We start from the raw sequence: 15,126 nt of genomic DNA, 5'->3' as shown, positions 1-15,126 counted from the left end.
CTATTCGTCGGCGGCGTCAGATGTGTATACGAGACCCGCCCCGTCCCCGTACGCGTGCGCGTCGCGGTCATGGGAGGCAAGGGCCCGGGACCGCCGCATCTGCCGGCCGCCACCGAGTCCCGGTCCGCGCTCGCGGACCGGGGGCCTGCGGTGTCACCCGCTGTGCGAGGGGAGAGGACGATATGTGTCAGCAACGGGGAATGGTGCCGCTGTGGAATGCGGCGTTCCCGTCGACGTAGCCACCATAGACATAGTCCACGTACCACTCGTCGTCACCGCTGGTGCCGTCGATCCCGCCGGACCCGTACCACTCCTCGTTGACCTTGTACCAGACGTCACCGTTGTCGAGGTACTGGCCGACGGTCCAGCAGTGCACCACGACCGCGTCGTAGTTCTTCTTGAAGAGGTCCGGTGCGCGAAGGTCCTTCCCTCCCGTGACGTTCGGCTGGATGTAGAGCCCGACGCCGTGGTCCGTCGTCAGCCAGACCAGAGTGTCAGCCGCCGCCGACGAGCTGCCGGCCGACAGCCCCACCCCACCCGCCGCCAGCGCCGCCGCGCTCACCAGCATGGCGACCCGGCGCCCGATCCCGAACTTCATGTCCGCTCCCTCGTGGATTGACGACCAGAACTCTCCGGCGCGCAGGCAGAGCCGATTCCGCAGTGCCGAAACCGCAGTGCCGAAATCGCTCCGCATCACTGCCCGTCAGCCGGATGCGACGAGTCTCACAGGCGCTGCCGCGGTGCCCGCGCCGTCCTTCCGAAACGACAGGGAAGCGTCAGGTCAACGTCAGACCAGCCGTGCGTTCGCCCCCGATCCGCGTCGGGTCAGCGGCAGACCGGACGGCCCTGGACATGGTGCGTGAAGATCAGGTCCGCATGTTCGGCGGTGACGGTGTGCGCACGGTCGACCGTCACCGTGACCCGTCCCACGCTCTGCAGGGGGACCTCGAAGACGTAGAGCGCCCGTCCGGTGTCGAGGGCACGGGGCAGCCGATGCATCCGCAGGGGCGTTCCATTGCACGTCACCGACACGATCGTCTCGTGGTCGGCGCCGATGACGTGGTACTCGGCCTCTCCGTCCAGGGTGAGGACGGGTACCAGCGCGGGACGGGTGGCGACGGGGGGAACCCCGGCAGCCGGCAGGCAGCTCTGTACATGGAAGCCCGACCCCGCATAGGCGGCGCAGAGGCGCCGGTCACCGGTCCTCCAGACGAACACTGCGCTGCGCTGCGCGACGGCCGCGGTGGTCATCCCCGCCGGACCCGGCAGATCCTTCGCGGACAGCGTCCCCAGGAGCTGGGTCCGCGCGGTCTCGGCCACGTCCTCCCGGGTCGTCGCCGAGGGACGTGGCGAGGCGGAGCCGGACGCCGTGACCCGGGGTGGTGTCCTCGCCCCGGATGACCGGCCGTCATCGGTGCAGGCGGCCGCGGAGAGCAGCACCGTGCCGGCCAACGAGCATGCGAACAGTCTCTTCACGGTGCCGTCCCCCTGTGGTTCAGCCAGTGCCTTCCTGTGGTGCCGACGCCGGACGGTGTTCCGGAGGTTGCAGATCAGGTTGCAAATCAGGCCCGGAAGGCAGGCCCCGCCGCGCGTCGAGCGGGTGAGCAGCCCGGGCAGGAGAACGTCCCCCGGTCACAGCGCACCCCGGATCAGGACGGAGACCCTGACGGGCGCCGGCCCAGCGCAGCGGTGACGGCCGCGAGCCAGCGGTCGACGGGGCCCAGGGTGACCAGGCCGCTGCCCGCGCCCGCCAGTTGACCCGCGGCGGGCAGCAACCGGGTGCGGGCCTGCGCCAGCGCGGCCTGGTCGCCGACCTCCAGGGCGACCGCGGCCTGCAGACAGGACAGCGCCTCGTACAGCAGGTCCGCCGGCGGCTCCGGCAGGGCATGCAGCGCTGCGCGGACGTCGGCGCGGCGGCCGCTGCGGAGCAGGGAGAAGAGCTCGCCCCAGGGACGGTACGGGCCCCAGTCGTCCGCCGGATCCATCCGCTGGGCGGCGCGGAGCGCGGACGGGGTGCCCTCGGTGAGGCGCAGGGACAGCAGCGCCAGGGGGAGCAGGCCCTGCTCGACCCCGGGCATACCGGATCCCTCCAGCCGTGCGGCGGCGGCCCGGTAGGCGGCCTCGGCCTGCGCCGTTCTCCCGGCTGCCGCCTGCTTCAGCGCCCGGTACCAGTCGGTGAAGACGCCCGCCAGCGGTAGCTCATGACGTTCTGCCAGCCGGTCCGCCGCGGCGGCGTGTTCGTCGGCGGCCGCGAAGTCGGCGAGCGCGCTGCGGGCCTGTACCCGGACGAGGTGCCCGAGCACCTCGAACGTCACCAGTCCGTGCCGGGCGGCCACCGCGACGAGTTCCGCCCCGATGGCGTCACGCTGCGGTGCCAGGCCCGCCCGGGTGCACGACTGCATGAACACTCCGTTGAGGGCGAACACCAGCAGCGCCGGGTCGTCCAGTCGGCGGGCGATCTCCTCCGCCTCGCGTGCCGCCCGCGGTCCGCGCGGGGAGCGGGAGCCGCGCATCTCCAGCGCGATCGTGGCCAGCAGGCGGCACCGTGCCGCGTCGTGCGACGGGCGGGCCGGCAGGGTGGCCAGGGTGCGTTCCGCTGCGGCCACGATCCGCCGGGCCTGCTGTGCGTCGTCGCTCCGGGTCCAGACGGCGGGCACGTCGTAGGCACCGATCACCCGGGCGGTCAGGTCGGGGTCGCCGAACTCCTCCGCCGCGGTGATCGCCGCGAGGCGGTGCTCCCGGGCCGCCTCGAGGCCGCCGCCCCCGGTCACCGCGAGGTTCCGCAGCAGGCCGACCGTGGATTCCAGCCGGGCCCGGGCCCCGGCGGCGACCGTACGGTCGTATGCCGACGCGGCCTGCTCCCACACCCGGGCCGTCGTGGACACCGGGCCGGGTGGCGTGTCGAGGAGCGGGCTGTGGGCGAGGATGTCCGCCTCCAGGCGGCGCAACTGCGGGCCGGGGTCCAGCCCCAGCTGGTCGGCCAGGGTCGTCCGGGCCCGCCGCAGTACCGCGAGGGCGTCGCCCTGGCGGCCGGTGCGGTACAGCGCGAGTGCCAGCAGCCGCCATGCGTCCTCGCGCCAGGGGTGTTCGACCAGGTGGGCGTCCAGGTCCGGCACCGCCTCGGAGGCCAGCCCGAGGTCCAGCCGGGCCTGCGCCCGGCGCTCCACCGCCAGCAGCCGCAGCTCGGCCAGTCGGGAGCACTCGCCGCGGGCCCACTCCTCCTGGGCGAACTCGGCGTACGCAGGTCCCCGCCACCAGCCCAGAGCCTCCCGCAGCCGCTCCACCACCTGGGCGGGTGGCAGCTGCGCGACGTCACTCACGGCGGTCTCGAACCGCCAGGCGTCGACGGTGTCGGGCTCCGCGCGCAGCGCATAGCCGGGGCCCTCCGTGACCAGCAGCCGGGCAGGGGTCCTCGGGGGCCGGTGCGGTTCCAGGGCGCGGCGCAGATCGGCGACGAAGGTCTGCACGGCGCCGGCCGCACCTCGCGGCGGCTCGACCCACAGGTCCGCCACCAGGCGGGGAAGGGGGACCACCCGACGACGGGCGGTGATCAGCCGGGCGAGCACCGCCCGGTGCCGCGGTCCCTTCAGCGCCAGGAGGTCGCCGCCGCCGTCCCAGGCCACCACCGGTCCGAGCACGCCGAACGTGACCTGCTCCATCTCCTCGCACCTCCCGGCTCTCCCGCCGCCCCACGATAGGCGCTGATCAGCTGCTGATCGGCGGGCGGCAGGCTCGGGGACGTCCGCCACCCGGCGTGCACCCCCCGGTCCGGGGCCCCGAACGGCGGGTCCCGAGTCCCGAGCCCCGAGTCAAGGAGAACGGCTCCCCATGGCACCCACCATCCCCGGCTTCGACTACCAGCGCGTACCCGTCGCCGACGGCGTCGCCCTCAATGCGGCCGTCGCAGGCAGCGGCAGCCCGATCGTGCTGCTGCACGGCTTTCCGCAGACCCATCTGATGTGGCGGCACGTGGCCGCCGACCTCGCGGCCGACCACACCGTCATCTGCCCCGATCTGCGCGGCTACGGCGACAGCGACAAACCCGCCGAGGCGGCCGACGGCACCGCGTACGCCAAGCGGACCATGGCCGCCGACGTCGTGGCCCTGGCCCGTGCCCTCGGCCATGACCGCTTCGCTCTGGCGGGCCACGACCGTGGCGCCCTGGTGGCCTTCCGCGCCGGCCTCGACCACCCCGGGACGATCACCCATCTGGCCTGCCTGGACGTGCTGCCCACCCTGGACATGTGGCAGGTGATGCACGGGACGACCGCCGCCGTCGGCTTCCACCTCTACCTCATGGCCCAGCCCCCTGGGCTGCCCGAGCAGATGATCGCGGCGAGCCCGGACGCCTTCTTCGGCCACTTCCTCGACGTCTGGGCCCGGAACCCCCAGGCCGTCCCCGCCGATGTCCGGGCCGCCTACCTGGACGCCTGCCGAGCGGCGGTGCCCTCGATCGTGGCCGACTACCGGGCCTCCGCCACCGTCGACGTGGAGCACGACCGGGCCGACCGGGACGCGGGCAACCGGCTGCGCATGCCGGTCACCGTCCTCCAGCAGGACTGGGGTGCCGTCCTCGGCTACGACGCGTCCGCGCTGTGGCGCGCCTGGGCCCCCGGTCTGCGGCACAGTGCCGTCGACTGCGGTCACTTCATGGCCGAGGAGGATCCCGGCGCCGTCATCGAGGCCCTGCGGGACCTGCTCGCCCGCTGACCTCTCCCCGGCCCCGCCGGTCACCCGGCGGGCCCTGCGACCCCGTCTGTGTCGGCCCTCCGCGCGCCCCGGCCGACGGGCCGGGCCCCGGGGGCCGGAACGGAGAGATCGGGCACGGACGTGGCGATGAGTTTCTCCGGCCCGGAGAGTCCTATCGACGATGTCCACGTCCAGAGGAGGAGCAAGTGACCCAGCTGCTGAAGGTCCAGAACTTCAACGTCTCCAGCGACGGAATCGGCGCGGGTGAGAGCCAGAGCCTGGAGCGGCCGTTCGGCGAGGTCGATCCGGGGATGCTGTTCTCCTGGGCCGGTGCCACGGCCAGCTGGCCCGGGCGTACCGAGGCCGGGGGCAGCCGGGGCCTCGACGACTACCTCACGAGGGACTTCTGGCACAACATCGGCGCCGAGATCATGGGCCGCAACAAGTTCGGGCCCCAGCGTGGGCCCTGGCGCGACCACGAGTGGCGCGGCTGGTGGGGGGAGGAGCCCCCGTTCCACACCCCGGTGTTCGTCATGACCCACCACGAGCGCCCCTCGTTCACGCTCTCCGACACCACGTTCCACTTCGTGGAGGGGAAGCCGGCGGAGATCCTGGAACGGGCGCGGGAGGCCGCCCAGGGCAAGGACGTCCGCCTCGGCGGCGGGGTCGGCACCATCCGGCAGTTCCTGGACGCGGACCTCGTCGACACCATGCATGTGGCGGTCTCCCCGGTGGAACTCGGGTCCGGACTGCGGCTCTGGGAGTCACCCGACGAGCTGCGCGACCGGTTCCACCTCGATGTGGTGCCCAGCCCCAGCGGGGTGACGCACCACCTGTTCTGGCGGAAGTGACGCCGGGGCCGGTGACGCGGGGCCGACCCCAGGGCCCACCAGGAGGCGCGCAGCCGGTCGCGCAGCGGCGGGGCGGCCGCCGAGCGGGACGGCGGCGCACAGCCGCGACCATCGCAGACCTCGGCCCCCTTCCGGGTGCAGGGCAGGCCGGGGAACCCCCGCCTGCCCTGCCGAGGGGGTTCCGGTCACGGCAGGGCGGCGTCGTGGGTGCCGGTGGGCAGCAGCCGTACTGCCAGCAGGGCCACGTCGTCGGCCGCCTCGGCGGCCAGGGCGGCGACGAGCCCGTCGCACATCACGTCGACGGGTTCGCGGGCGAAGGCGGCGGCATGCCGGCGCAGCCGGGTCAGACCCTGGTCGAGGGACTCGCCCCGGCGTTCGATCAGGCCGTCGGTGTAGAGCAGCACCGTGCAGCCGGTCGGCAGCGGAGTCGCGGCGCTGGAGCGTGGGGACTGCGGGTCGACTCCGAGGAGGAGGCCGTGGGCCTCCTCCAGGTAGCGGGTGTCCCCGCCGGGGGTGATCAGCAGGGGCGGCAGATGCCCGGCGCTGGCCCAGTGCAGGTCCCAGGGGCCTCCCGGGGGACCTTTGAGCAGGGCGTAGACACAGGTCGCGGTGGCCTGTGCGTCAGTCGTGGCGGCCTGCGCGTCAAGGGTGACGTGGGCGAGGTCCAGGCGGTGCAGGATGACGCCGGGTGGCTCCTGTCGGTCGCAGGCGATGCCGCGGAGCATGTTGCGCAGCTGGCTCATGGTGACGGCGGCCCGCAGGTCGTGGCCGCTGACGTCACCGATGATCAGTGTGGTGTCGCTGTTGGGGAGGGTGAAGGAGTCGTACCAGTCGCCGCCGACCTCCGCGGAGGCGCGGGACGGCTGGTAGCGGGCGGAGATCTGCAGGTGCTCCTTGCGCGGGAGGTCGGGGAGCAGCGAGCGCTGGAGGCGCTCGGCGATGTGCGAGGTCTCGCTGTGCAGCCGGGCGTTGTCCACGGCCAGCGCGATCCGGTGGGTCAGGTCCTCCACCAGGGTCAGATCCATCGGGCCCAGTGGCTCGCGGTCGCCGCAGCGGGCGACGGTCAGCGCCCCCAGGGTCTGCCTGCGCACCCGCAGCGGTGCCACCACCAGGCTGTGTCCGCCCAGCCGCGCGTACAGCTCCAGGTCCCGCGCATGCAGCGGATCCCTGGCCTCCTCGGGCGGTGGCATGTCGGACGGGTGCACCAGGAGCGGCCCCGCGCCGGCGAGCACCCGGGACAGCGGACCGGTGGGCGAGGACGGCGGTGGCGGCAGCGGACCTGCCAGCCCGCCCCGGGGCAGTACGGAGGGCTGCCGGTGGGTGACGCACACACGGTAGGGCCGGCCGGTCTCCTCCATGAGGTCCACCGCGCACCAGTCCGCGAGTTGCGGGACCAGGATGCGGCACACCCGTCGCAGGCCCTCCCGCGCGTCCAGCGTGCCGGACAGCGCCATGGTCACCTCGGTCAGCAGCGTCAGCCGTTCCAGCCCGCGCTGCAGTACCGCATCCACCTCGAACGGGTCCACCCCTTGATGACTGCCCCCCGGGGGGCCGGTCACGACCCCCGGGCGCCCACGACCACCCGGACGCGGAACCGGAGCGGGTGCACGCAGCGCGGGAACCACTGTCTTGCTCCCCCCTCCGCACCGGGGACGGTGTCCCCGGTGTCCCCAGGGCAGAGTGTGCACACCGCTCCGGGTGGCATCCCCCGGCCCAGCCGGCCGCCGCTGCGTGCGGCCACCCGGCCGGGGCCGCCGAGAGCGCGCTCAGCCGCCTGCCCCGGCGGTCATGGGACTGGGGCGCAGATGATGGGTGGCGTCAGGCAGCCGGATCTCCAGGCGGTCCATGGTCACACGCGTCTCGAAGGCGGGCTGCCGGGCGGTGGCGGGTCCGCGGACGTTGGCGCCGTCGGAGAGCCGGAAGACGCTGCCGTGCCAGGGACACTCCACACAGCCGTCGGCGATCCTCCCCTCGGACAGCGGACCGGACAGATGGCTGCAGCGGTCGGCCAGTACATGGGCCGTCCCGCCGTCCCGCACCACCAGCACCGGGATCTCGTCCACCACCCTGCGTACGGCACGGCCTTCGGGGAACTCGCCGAGCCGCCCCAGGACGTGCCACCCCGGCTCCACCAGGTGGGCGACGTCCTCGGCGTGGTTGGCCCCGACGGCCTGCCGGTACGCCAGATGGCCGCCCAGGATCCCGCCGCCGGTCGCCATGGCCAGCCCGGCGAAGCCCAGGGCCCGGCCGGTCAGCCCGCGGCCGCGGCGGCGCGCGGTGAGGGAACCGGTGTAGAGCGCCACGGCCGCGGCATTGGCGGCCGCGTGCACCAGCCCCACCCGTTGCTGCTGCCGGTGCTGCTCCGCCCAGTCCACCCAGCCCGCCGCAGCCGCGGGCAGCGCACCGGCGAGCCCCAGCGCCACCAGGCGCCGGGCCGCCCGGCTCTCTCCGGGCATCAGATCCAGTACGGCGGCGGACGTCCAGGCACCGATGGGAAGCTGGACCAGCGCCGGATGCAGCGGATGGCCCAGCCACAGCCCGCGCAGCAGGTCGCGGCCGCGGCCCAGGGGGAGGGCGCGCACCAGACGTTGCAGCGGTTCGACCGCCGCATCCAGGACGCTCTGCCGTTCCAGACCGTCGACGGCGCCCAGCAGGCGCTCGGTCGGGACGGGGTGATGGCCGTCGGCCGACGCCAGGGTGGCCGGGTTCTTGGCGGTGGTCTCTCCGTGTCGCATGGCAGGGCGGGTTTCCACGCGGCCCTGAAGCAAACCCGCCGGCTCGGGCCGACATGGCACAGGTATGGGCCGGCCGGCCCATATGCGCGCCGGGACCGGCGCCCCAAGGCACCGGCCCCGGGGGGCTAGCTCGGGGAGATCCGGCCCCGCCAGCCGCCCGTCTCGTTGCCGCGGGCCTCGATGAAGCCCTTGAACCGGCTCAGGTCGCCCTTCACCCTGCGGTCGACGATCCCCAGCATGTCCCCGGCCTTCTCGGTGATGCCCCCGGGTTCGAAGTCGATGACCAGGTTCACCCGGGTGTGGTTCTCGTCGAGCTTCTGGAAGGTGACGACACCCATCTGCTGGACCTCACCGCCGACGGTGCGCCAGGCGACGCGCTCGTCGGGCAACTGGTCCACGATCTCGGTCTCGAACTCGCGTGACATCCCGGCGGCGTTGGTGCGCCAGTGGTTGTGACGCTCGTCGATCTGGGTCACCTCCTCGACGCCCTCCATGAAGCTCGGGAAGTCCTCGAACTGCGTCCACTGGTTGTAGACGCTGTGCAGCGGGACGTCGACGTCGATCGACTTCTGAATCTTACTCAAAAGGCACCTCCTGAATGTGGTCCAGCGGAATCCGCCTACGGCCGAATCCGGCGGTACGGTCTGTTGTCACCAGGGGGCCGTCTGCTCGGCGCGACCGCGCCGTCTCGGCGAGAATCTTTCCCCGGTGCGCGCCCAGGCGCCTTGCCAGGCCTTCCGGGCTCAAACCTGCGCCGTCGGGAATCCGTCTCCGTAACGCAGCGCGTCATTGCGTCGGGTAGTGCGGAAGCTACCAGTAGTGACGCCGGCCGCCGACCGCGTGTCCCATCGCCCCGAGGATCCACAGGATCGCCCCGATGACGAGAAGAATGATCCCGATGGTCCACAGGATGGAGATTCCGAAAATGAATCCGATGATGAGAAGGATGATGCCCAGGGCAATCATGACTGATCTCCGATTGCGTGAGAGAAACCCTCGTCGTGCTCCTGCCCTGTCCCCCGGGGGATACACGGCGTCTGCGGTGTATTCCGCGTCGCCGCCCCGTGACGCCCGGCCGGGACGGCAGGCCGGGGTGGCCCCGCCCTGCCGTCCCATGGAGCGCGCTCCGCTCCGGCGCGGTGCCCCCGTGCACCGTGCGGCTGCCCGGCGGGCGGGGCGCAGCACTCGCACGTAGGGTGAGGTCCGTTGCGGCCCGGACGCCGGCAGGGACCGTGAACCGCACCCGGCGCGCACACCCGGGGGAGGGGGACCTTCCTCGACGGCCGGCCGTCGCGGGCCTTTCCCTTGGCACGCCCGGCGGTCGTTCGCGCCCGGCGGTCGTTCGCGCCCGTCCGGAGCCGGCGCCCGGTCCGGGGGCGCGCGGCACGCGTCCCGGGGCAGGGATCCGTACGGCACGGGACCGGGCGCGGCCATCGCCCCGGGAACCCCGCCGGCTGAAGGGAGGACACCATGGACACCACCACGCGCAGCACAGGCACCGCACTGCTCGGCATCTATCTCAACGACCATCTCGCCGGGGCCAGCGGCGGAGTCGAACTGGCCCGCAGACTGGCCCGGCAGCACCGCGACGCACCGTCGGGGGCGGCGCTGCGCCGCCTCGCCACCGAGGTCGCGGAGGACCGGTCGGTGCTCCTGGAACTGCTGCGGACGCTCAATCTGCCGGTGCGACGGTACAAGATCATGCTCGGCTGGGCCGGTGAGAAGGTCGCCAGGCTGAAGCTCAACGGACGGGTCGCGCGCCGCTCCCCGCTCAGCACCTACCTGGAACTGGAGGCGATGGCGCTGGGCATCCAGGGCAAGCTGCTGGCCTGGCGCGCGCTGCGCACCTGGGCGGAGGGCGATCTGCGGATCGCCTCCCACCGGCTCGAGGCCCTGGAGCAGCGGGGACAGGGGCAGTGGCAGCTCCTGGAGGATCTGCGGAGGCAGGCAGCGGCGCGGGTCTTCCCCTCGGCCGCGGGGTGACGTCCGGCCGCTGCGGCGGCCGCCGGTCCGCAGGGCCGGGCAGGCGCGGGCCGCACCGCTGCCGGGGCGGTGCTCGCCTCGCGGAGCCGTTGGAGCCGTCGGAGCCGTTGTGCCGCGTGCCGCGTGCCCGTGGCCGCGCGCGACGGCAGGATGTGGGGCGCGGCGACCGGCCGGTGGCGGCCGCCCCTGGAGCGCCCCACGGCGGCGCGGCCGCCTCAGCGCAGCGCCGCGAACGCCGCGCAGAGCGCGGCCACCCCGACGGTCAGCCAGGCGACATAGTCCCCGACCAGCCCGGAGTGCAGCCGGCGCAGGGGTGTGACGGCCGATGCGACCACCCGGCTGAAGCCCGCCGGGGCGCGCAGCCGGACCGCGGCGGCCGCCAGGAGGCAGGCCAGTGCCGCGGACAGGAGCCCGAGCGCGATGCCGCTGCCGGTCCATGTGTGCTCGGCCGCGCCCCGCAGCGCGGGCTCTGCCGTGCCGGTGACGGCGGCGAGGTACCCCTGACGGTCGGTGAAGCGCTCACCGCCGCGGCCGAGCGCCACGGCCAGGCCCGGTGCGGTGCCCACCAGCAGGCTGAGCAGCAGGAGCAGCGCCGAGACCGTGGGCATGGTCGCCGGCAGGGCCCGCCGGGGGGAGCGGATCTCCGGCTCCTCGCCCTCGCCGGTGGTCTCCGGTTCGTGGGGGCGGGGCTGCGGCCGGGGTCCGGCGCCCAGGAAGACGCGCGCCGCGGCCCGCAGGACCGCGGCCCCGGTGACGGCCGACACCAGGACGAAGACGGCCGGCAGCCACGGCTGCCAGGTGCCGGCGGCCTCCTCGGCGACGGCCTTGCCCAGCCCCGTCCCGAACGGTGGCAGCCCGGCGAGGGCCAGGCCGCCCACGGCGTAGAGCACGCCGACCAGCCGCAGACCGCGCGCCCTGCCGTGCAGTCCGTACTCGTCGACGGACCCGTAGCGGTCCAGCAGGACGCCGGTCAGGCCGAAGAGGGCGGCCTTGGCGCAGCCGTGTCCTGCCACATACAGGGCCGTGCCCGTCACCCCTGCGGGGGTGAGCAGCGCGACACCGGTCACGAACAGCCCGACGTGGCTGATGGTGGAGAACGCCAGCAGACGCTTGAGGTGGCGCTGGTGCCAGCACATCACCGCCCCCACCAGGGCGGTGATGACGCCGAGCGCGGTGAACACCGTACGGAAGGCGTGCGGCGGGACGCCGCCCGGTCCGGCGAAGACCGTCCAGTACACCCGCGCGGTGCCGTAGACACCGAGCTCCACCATCACCCCGGACATCAGCATGCACACCGGGGTCGGCGCGACGGCGTGCGCGTCGGGCAGCCAGAAGTGGAAGGGGACCACGGCAGCCTTCACCAGCAGCGCGGTGGAGATCAGTACGAAGGCGACGGTGACCGGCACTCCGCCGTGTCCGGTGGCGAGACTCCGGCCCGCCAGGGCGAGGTTGAGCTGGCCGGTCCGGGCGTAGAGCATGGCGATGCCGAGCAGGGAGCAGTACGCCGCCAGGGAGTTGACGATCGCGAAGGTGAGCGCGCCGTGCAGGGGCCGTCTGTCCTCGACGTGGTGACCGGTCAGGGCGTAGGCGGCCGTGCCCATGAGTTCGAAGAACACAAAGGCGTTGAAGAGATCGCCGGTGAGGGCGAAGCCGGTCATACCGGCCTCGAAGAGCAGGATGAGGGCGGGGAAGACCCCGGCGTGCTGCCCTGACGGTTCGTCGAAGTAGCGCCAGGAGTAGACGATCACGGCGAGGACCAGGACGGCGGCGAGCAGCGCCAGACCGGCTCCGACCGGGTCGGCCACCAGCACGATGCCGATGTCCGCGGGCCATCCGCCCAGATGGGCGGTGGCGCGGCCGGTGCCGCCGGCGCCGAGCAGCAGGACGAGGCAGCAGACCGTGGCGCCGGCGGTGGCCGTGGCCAGTACGTCGCAGCCGACGCGGGGCAGCCGGCGGCCGATGACGGCGAGCAGGGCCGCACCGAGCAGCGGAACGGCCACCGCCAGCGGCAGCAGCGCCGACGCCTGCACGGACCTCAGCCCTTCAGCCCGGTGAGGGCCTGCGGGTCGACGGTGCCGTGCCGTTTGCGCAGCTGCAGGGTGAGGGCCAGCAGCAGTGCCGTGACGGTCGCCCCCACCACGACATCGGTCAGGGCCAGCGCCTGGACGACCGGGTCGACCACGGGACGGCTGCCCGGGGCGGTGTCGCTGAAGACCGGTGCGGTGCCGCCGCGGCGGTACCCGGCGCCCAGCAGCATCACATAGGTGGAGGACTGGGCGACGGCCAGGCAGCCCACCGTATGGACCAGGTTGCGGCTGGTCACCATGCCGTACAGGGCCACCAGCAGCATCCAGCCGGCTGCCAGGAAGGGAAGGAAGCCGTTCATGTCGGGTGCTCCTCCGGCTGGGGTGCCTGCGCGGACGGGTGGACCTCCAGGGCCTGGTCGAGGAAGTGGGCGACGAGCACGATCACGCCCGAGGCGACCTCGAACCCCACCGCGGCGTTGAGCAGCGGCACCAGGCCGCCGGAGACCAGCTGGTTGAAGGTGCCCAGCGGCAGGAAGTTCTGCAGGAAGGCCCCGCCCGACACCAGTCCCGCCAGGCCCATCACGGTGAACGAGGCGGCGGAGATCCCGTCGGCCACGTCGAAGGCGGCCGAGGGGCGGACCTTCTCCAGCACCCGGTAGTCGGCGGCGATGTAGGCGAGATGGAGGGCGGTGGCCAGGACCACGCCGCCCTGGAAGCCGCCGCCGGGGCTCAGTTGGCCGTGGGCGACGATGTAGACGCCGACCACCAGGGCCAGCGGAAGCAGCAGCACACCGAACAGCCTGGTGGTGGGCAGCACCCGCTCCGTGCGGGCACGGCTCAGGGACTCGTCCCGGGCCGGCCGGAGCAGCAGCGCGGTGCCGAGGACCGCGCCGAAGAGGATCGACTCCTCGCCCAGGGTGTCGAAGGCGCGCAGGTCGAAGTTGACCGACGACACGACGTTGGCCGTGCGGTGGGCCAGCGCCGCGGTGACCGCCCGCGCGCCGTACGGGTGGCGCGCCGTTCCGAACGGCGGCAGCCTGCGGCACGCGGCGACGAAGAAGCCGCCCACCACCGCTGCCGCGACGGTGAAGAGCCACACCCGCAGGCGCGCCGTCACCCCCCGCTCCCGGTGCCCCCGTCGGGCGTGCCGGTGTCCTCAGCGCTGCCGGGGGCGGTGTCCTCGCCGGCCTCCTCGGTGCTCCGGCGGAGCTTGCGGGTGGTGAGCAGAATCAGCAGCGGAGTGAGCGCCGTGCCCACCGCGAGCTGGGACAGGGCCACGTCGGGCGCCTGGAGGAGGGTGAACAGCAGGGCGAGTCCCAGCCCCAGCGCCGACAGCACCACGGCCTGACGCACCGGTTCCCGGCACAGCACCGCGCCGGTCGAGGCGGCCACGACGAACACCAGGGCGACGGCGATCAGTACATCGGTCACCTGCGGTCCCGCCCTTCCGCCTCCAGGGTCGCCTTGCCCACGGCCATCGTCCCGACCGTGCCGCCGACCGCCAGCAGTGCGCCGATGAGGAGCGTCTTCAGCGCGGCACGGCCCACTCCCTGGTCTACGGCCACCGCCAGCGCGATGAGCGGCACCCCCAGTCCGGCGGCGGGTGCCAGCGCGTGCAGGCGCTGGAACCTGTCGGGCAGCAGCGCCAGCGACACCGCGGACAGCAGGACGAGACCGGTGCCCGCCCAGAGGAGTACCAGGACGACGATGTGCTCAGGCATTTCCGTGTCCTCTCCTGCGGGTGGGCCGAGGCGGCGGCTCTGCGGCGTCGCCGCCGGTGCCGTCCGTCCCCGAGGGCCCACGCTCGGAGCCGGAGCCGGAGCCCGGGTCGGCGTCGGCGACGAAGCGGGCGAAGACCAGGGTCCCGGCCGGGGCGAGCACGGCCGTGAGCAGGGCGGCGTCCTGATAGGCGGGACGGGCGAACCCCTGCGGCAGCAGGAGGAAGACCGCAGCCGCCACGGTGCCCAGCAGCGACACCGCCGCCAGCCGCTGTACGGCGCTCCCGTGCAGCGCCTCCCACAGACACAGCGGGGCGGCGGCCGCCAGCAGCACCAGCGCGGCGGACAGCCAGGCGTTCACCGTGCCTCGTCCCCGGTCAGCACCCGCACCGCGGAGTTCTCCATGACGGCCGGGGTGTGCAGCAGAACGTCGGACCGGCCGGCGACGTCCAGTACACAGGTGTCCGCCGACGCCGCCAGGACCACCCCGGCCCAGGCCGGATCGGTGCCCTCCGGCAGACGCACCGACCGGAAGGCACCCCGCCGGTGACGCCGGGCCAGCGTTCGCAGAAGCACCCAGACCCCCGACGCCATGCTCCAGGGAAGGACGGCCGCCGCCCGGCCCGCGCGGTGGGTACCGCCCGGCACCACCACTCCGGCGGCCCGTCGTACGGTCCGGGCCGCCACCGCTCCGCAGACGGCCGCCGCCACCGCCACCACCAGTTCGGCGGGGGTCACCGTGCTGACCGCCACCACCGTCACCGCCGTGAGCACACCCAGCCATCCGCCCAGTTCCACCACGGCTGCCCCGCGCATGTCGCACGCACGCTCCCTTCCACCCGCAGTTCTTCGAGCGCCTGCCTCTCCCCAGGTCGAAGGGGACGCCTGACGCGCCCATTGTCAGCGGCCACCGGATCTGTGCGGATCCACGCCGCCTCCGACGCGCCGGACGTCCGCCCGGACGCGCCCACCGCCGGTCCTGAGCCACCACGCGGACACCGCCCGGTGCCGGACCGCCGACCCGGAGCGCACCCTTCGGTTCGCTCACCGTGCGCACCTGCCCCGCCGTGACCGGGCCATGCCGCCGTGCCGCCGACGCCCCCCGCCCGGCCTGCGCCCGCCG

Annotated in this window: 17 protein-coding genes; 3 read left to right on the top strand and 14 right to left on the bottom strand. The window is 73.8% G+C overall.

Going from position 1 to position 15,126, the window contains the following annotated elements; all coding sequences use genetic code 11:
- Window positions 1-187: 187 nt before the first annotated feature.
- From AOK09_RS21895 to AOK09_RS21885, 3 genes are all read right to left on the bottom strand, one after another.
- On the bottom strand, window positions 188-598 hold the full coding sequence (locus AOK09_RS21895; RefSeq protein WP_055588930.1) for a hypothetical protein: 411 nt from the start codon (window positions 596-598) through the stop codon (window positions 188-190).
- Between the two features lie 227 nt (window positions 599-825).
- Window positions 826-1,476 carry a hypothetical protein gene (locus tag AOK09_RS21890; RefSeq protein ID WP_157875985.1) on the bottom strand — a complete coding sequence of 217 codons (651 nt, stop codon included), beginning with the start codon at window positions 1,474-1,476 and terminating at the stop codon, window positions 826-828.
- Between the two features lie 173 nt (window positions 1,477-1,649).
- Window positions 1,650-3,659 carry an AfsR/SARP family transcriptional regulator gene (locus tag AOK09_RS21885; protein WP_055588928.1) on the bottom strand — a complete coding sequence of 670 codons (2,010 nt, stop codon included), beginning with the start codon at window positions 3,657-3,659 and terminating at the stop codon, window positions 1,650-1,652.
- A 169-nt stretch (window positions 3,660-3,828) separates the two neighbouring features.
- Between AOK09_RS21885 and AOK09_RS21880 the strand changes: the two genes are divergently transcribed.
- Together AOK09_RS21880 and AOK09_RS21875 are read left to right on the top strand one after the other, a co-directional pair.
- A complete protein-coding gene (locus AOK09_RS21880; RefSeq protein WP_055588927.1) occupies window positions 3,829-4,710 on the top strand; it encodes an alpha/beta fold hydrolase in 882 nt (293 codons plus the stop codon).
- A gap of 185 nt (window positions 4,711-4,895) precedes the next feature.
- The gene (locus AOK09_RS21875; protein WP_055588926.1) at window positions 4,896-5,540 is read left to right on the top strand and encodes a dihydrofolate reductase family protein; all 645 of its coding nucleotides are present in this window, start codon (window positions 4,896-4,898) and stop codon (window positions 5,538-5,540) included.
- A 185-nt stretch (window positions 5,541-5,725) separates the two neighbouring features.
- On the opposite strand, the gene AOK09_RS21870 is transcribed toward AOK09_RS21875, so the two are convergent.
- From AOK09_RS21870 to AOK09_RS40835, 4 genes are all read right to left on the bottom strand, one after another.
- The gene (locus tag AOK09_RS21870) at window positions 5,726-7,066 is read right to left on the bottom strand and encodes a PP2C family protein-serine/threonine phosphatase (protein ID WP_055588925.1); all 1,341 of its coding nucleotides are present in this window, start codon (window positions 7,064-7,066) and stop codon (window positions 5,726-5,728) included.
- Window positions 7,067-7,306: 240 nt separating this feature from the next.
- Entirely contained in the window at window positions 7,307-8,275 is a 969-nt protein-coding gene (locus tag AOK09_RS21865; protein WP_079063301.1) for a Rieske 2Fe-2S domain-containing protein, read from the bottom strand.
- A gap of 125 nt (window positions 8,276-8,400) precedes the next feature.
- Complete coding sequence (locus AOK09_RS21860; RefSeq protein WP_055588924.1) at window positions 8,401-8,859, bottom strand: SRPBCC family protein; 459 nt, start codon at window positions 8,857-8,859, stop codon at window positions 8,401-8,403.
- Window positions 8,860-9,085: 226 nt separating this feature from the next.
- Window positions 9,086-9,241 (bottom strand): DUF6131 family protein, encoded by a 156-nt coding sequence (locus tag AOK09_RS40835; protein WP_169797055.1) that lies wholly within the window; start codon window positions 9,239-9,241, stop codon window positions 9,086-9,088.
- 504 nt (window positions 9,242-9,745) lie between these two features.
- Here AOK09_RS40835 and AOK09_RS21855 point away from each other — a divergent pair.
- Window positions 9,746-10,258, top strand: coding sequence for a hypothetical protein (locus AOK09_RS21855; protein ID WP_055588923.1), 513 nt, complete (start codon window positions 9,746-9,748; stop codon window positions 10,256-10,258).
- A gap of 215 nt (window positions 10,259-10,473) precedes the next feature.
- Here the strand turns inward: AOK09_RS21855 and AOK09_RS21850 are convergent, their stop codons facing one another.
- Genes AOK09_RS21850 through AOK09_RS40285 form a run of 7 tightly spaced genes read right to left on the bottom strand, consistent with a single transcriptional unit; the run spans window position 10,474 to window position 14,819 of the window.
- Window positions 10,474-12,288, bottom strand: coding sequence for a complex I subunit 5 family protein (locus tag AOK09_RS21850; protein ID WP_055588922.1), 1,815 nt, complete (start codon window positions 12,286-12,288; stop codon window positions 10,474-10,476).
- Window positions 12,289-12,293: 5 nt separating this feature from the next.
- Window positions 12,294-12,644, bottom strand: a complete 351-nt coding sequence (locus AOK09_RS21845) for an NADH-quinone oxidoreductase subunit K (protein ID WP_055588921.1) — start codon at window positions 12,642-12,644, stop codon at window positions 12,294-12,296.
- On the bottom strand, window positions 12,641-13,402 hold the full coding sequence (locus tag AOK09_RS21840) for an MnhB domain-containing protein (protein ID WP_055588920.1): 762 nt from the start codon (window positions 13,400-13,402) through the stop codon (window positions 12,641-12,643). The genes AOK09_RS21845 and AOK09_RS21840 overlap by 4 nt, the downstream gene beginning before the upstream one ends.
- Window positions 13,399-13,716, bottom strand: coding sequence for a hydrogenase subunit MbhD domain-containing protein (locus tag AOK09_RS21835; RefSeq protein WP_079063300.1), 318 nt, complete (start codon window positions 13,714-13,716; stop codon window positions 13,399-13,401). Before AOK09_RS21835 ends, AOK09_RS21840 begins: the two co-directional genes overlap by 4 nt.
- Window positions 13,713-14,006: a monovalent cation/H(+) antiporter subunit G gene (locus AOK09_RS21830; protein WP_055588919.1), complete on the bottom strand. Its 294-nt coding sequence runs from the start codon at window positions 14,004-14,006 to the stop codon at window positions 13,713-13,715. Before AOK09_RS21830 ends, AOK09_RS21835 begins: the two co-directional genes overlap by 4 nt.
- Window positions 13,999-14,364 (bottom strand): MrpF/PhaF family protein, encoded by a 366-nt coding sequence (locus tag AOK09_RS40290; RefSeq protein WP_055588918.1) that lies wholly within the window; start codon window positions 14,362-14,364, stop codon window positions 13,999-14,001. Before AOK09_RS40290 ends, AOK09_RS21830 begins: the two co-directional genes overlap by 8 nt.
- Window positions 14,361-14,819 (bottom strand): hypothetical protein, encoded by a 459-nt coding sequence (locus AOK09_RS40285; RefSeq protein ID WP_055588917.1) that lies wholly within the window; start codon window positions 14,817-14,819, stop codon window positions 14,361-14,363. Before AOK09_RS40285 ends, AOK09_RS40290 begins: the two co-directional genes overlap by 4 nt.
- Window positions 14,820-15,126 lie beyond the last annotated feature (307 nt).

The sequence above is a fragment of the Peterkaempfera griseoplana genome, assembly GCF_001418575.1.
Lineage (GTDB): Bacteria > Actinomycetota > Actinomycetes > Streptomycetales > Streptomycetaceae > Peterkaempfera > Peterkaempfera griseoplana.
The sequence above is the reverse complement of the archived record's forward strand: the minus strand, read 5'-3'. Positions and strand labels throughout refer to the sequence as shown.

Coding starts and splice junctions, on each gene's coding strand:
- AOK09_RS21865 (WP_079063301.1), bottom strand. CDS start 8,275: ATGCGACACGGAGAGACCACCGCCAAGAACCCGGCCACCCTGGCGTCG.
- AOK09_RS40835 (WP_169797055.1), bottom strand. CDS start 9,241: ATGATTGCCCTGGGCATCATCCTTCTCATCATCGGATTCATTTTCGGA.
- AOK09_RS21855 (WP_055588923.1), top strand. CDS start 9,746: ATGGACACCACCACGCGCAGCACAGGCACCGCACTGCTCGGCATCTAT.
- AOK09_RS21830 (WP_055588919.1), bottom strand. CDS start 14,006: ATGCCTGAGCACATCGTCGTCCTGGTACTCCTCTGGGCGGGCACCGGT.
- AOK09_RS21880 (WP_055588927.1), top strand. CDS start 3,829: ATGGCACCCACCATCCCCGGCTTCGACTACCAGCGCGTACCCGTCGCC.
- AOK09_RS21845 (WP_055588921.1), bottom strand. CDS start 12,644: ATGAACGGCTTCCTTCCCTTCCTGGCAGCCGGCTGGATGCTGCTGGTG.
- AOK09_RS40285 (WP_055588917.1), bottom strand. CDS start 14,819: ATGCGCGGGGCAGCCGTGGTGGAACTGGGCGGATGGCTGGGTGTGCTC.
- AOK09_RS21895 (WP_055588930.1), bottom strand. CDS start 598: ATGAAGTTCGGGATCGGGCGCCGGGTCGCCATGCTGGTGAGCGCGGCG.
- AOK09_RS21885 (WP_055588928.1), bottom strand. CDS start 3,659: ATGGAGCAGGTCACGTTCGGCGTGCTCGGACCGGTGGTGGCCTGGGAC.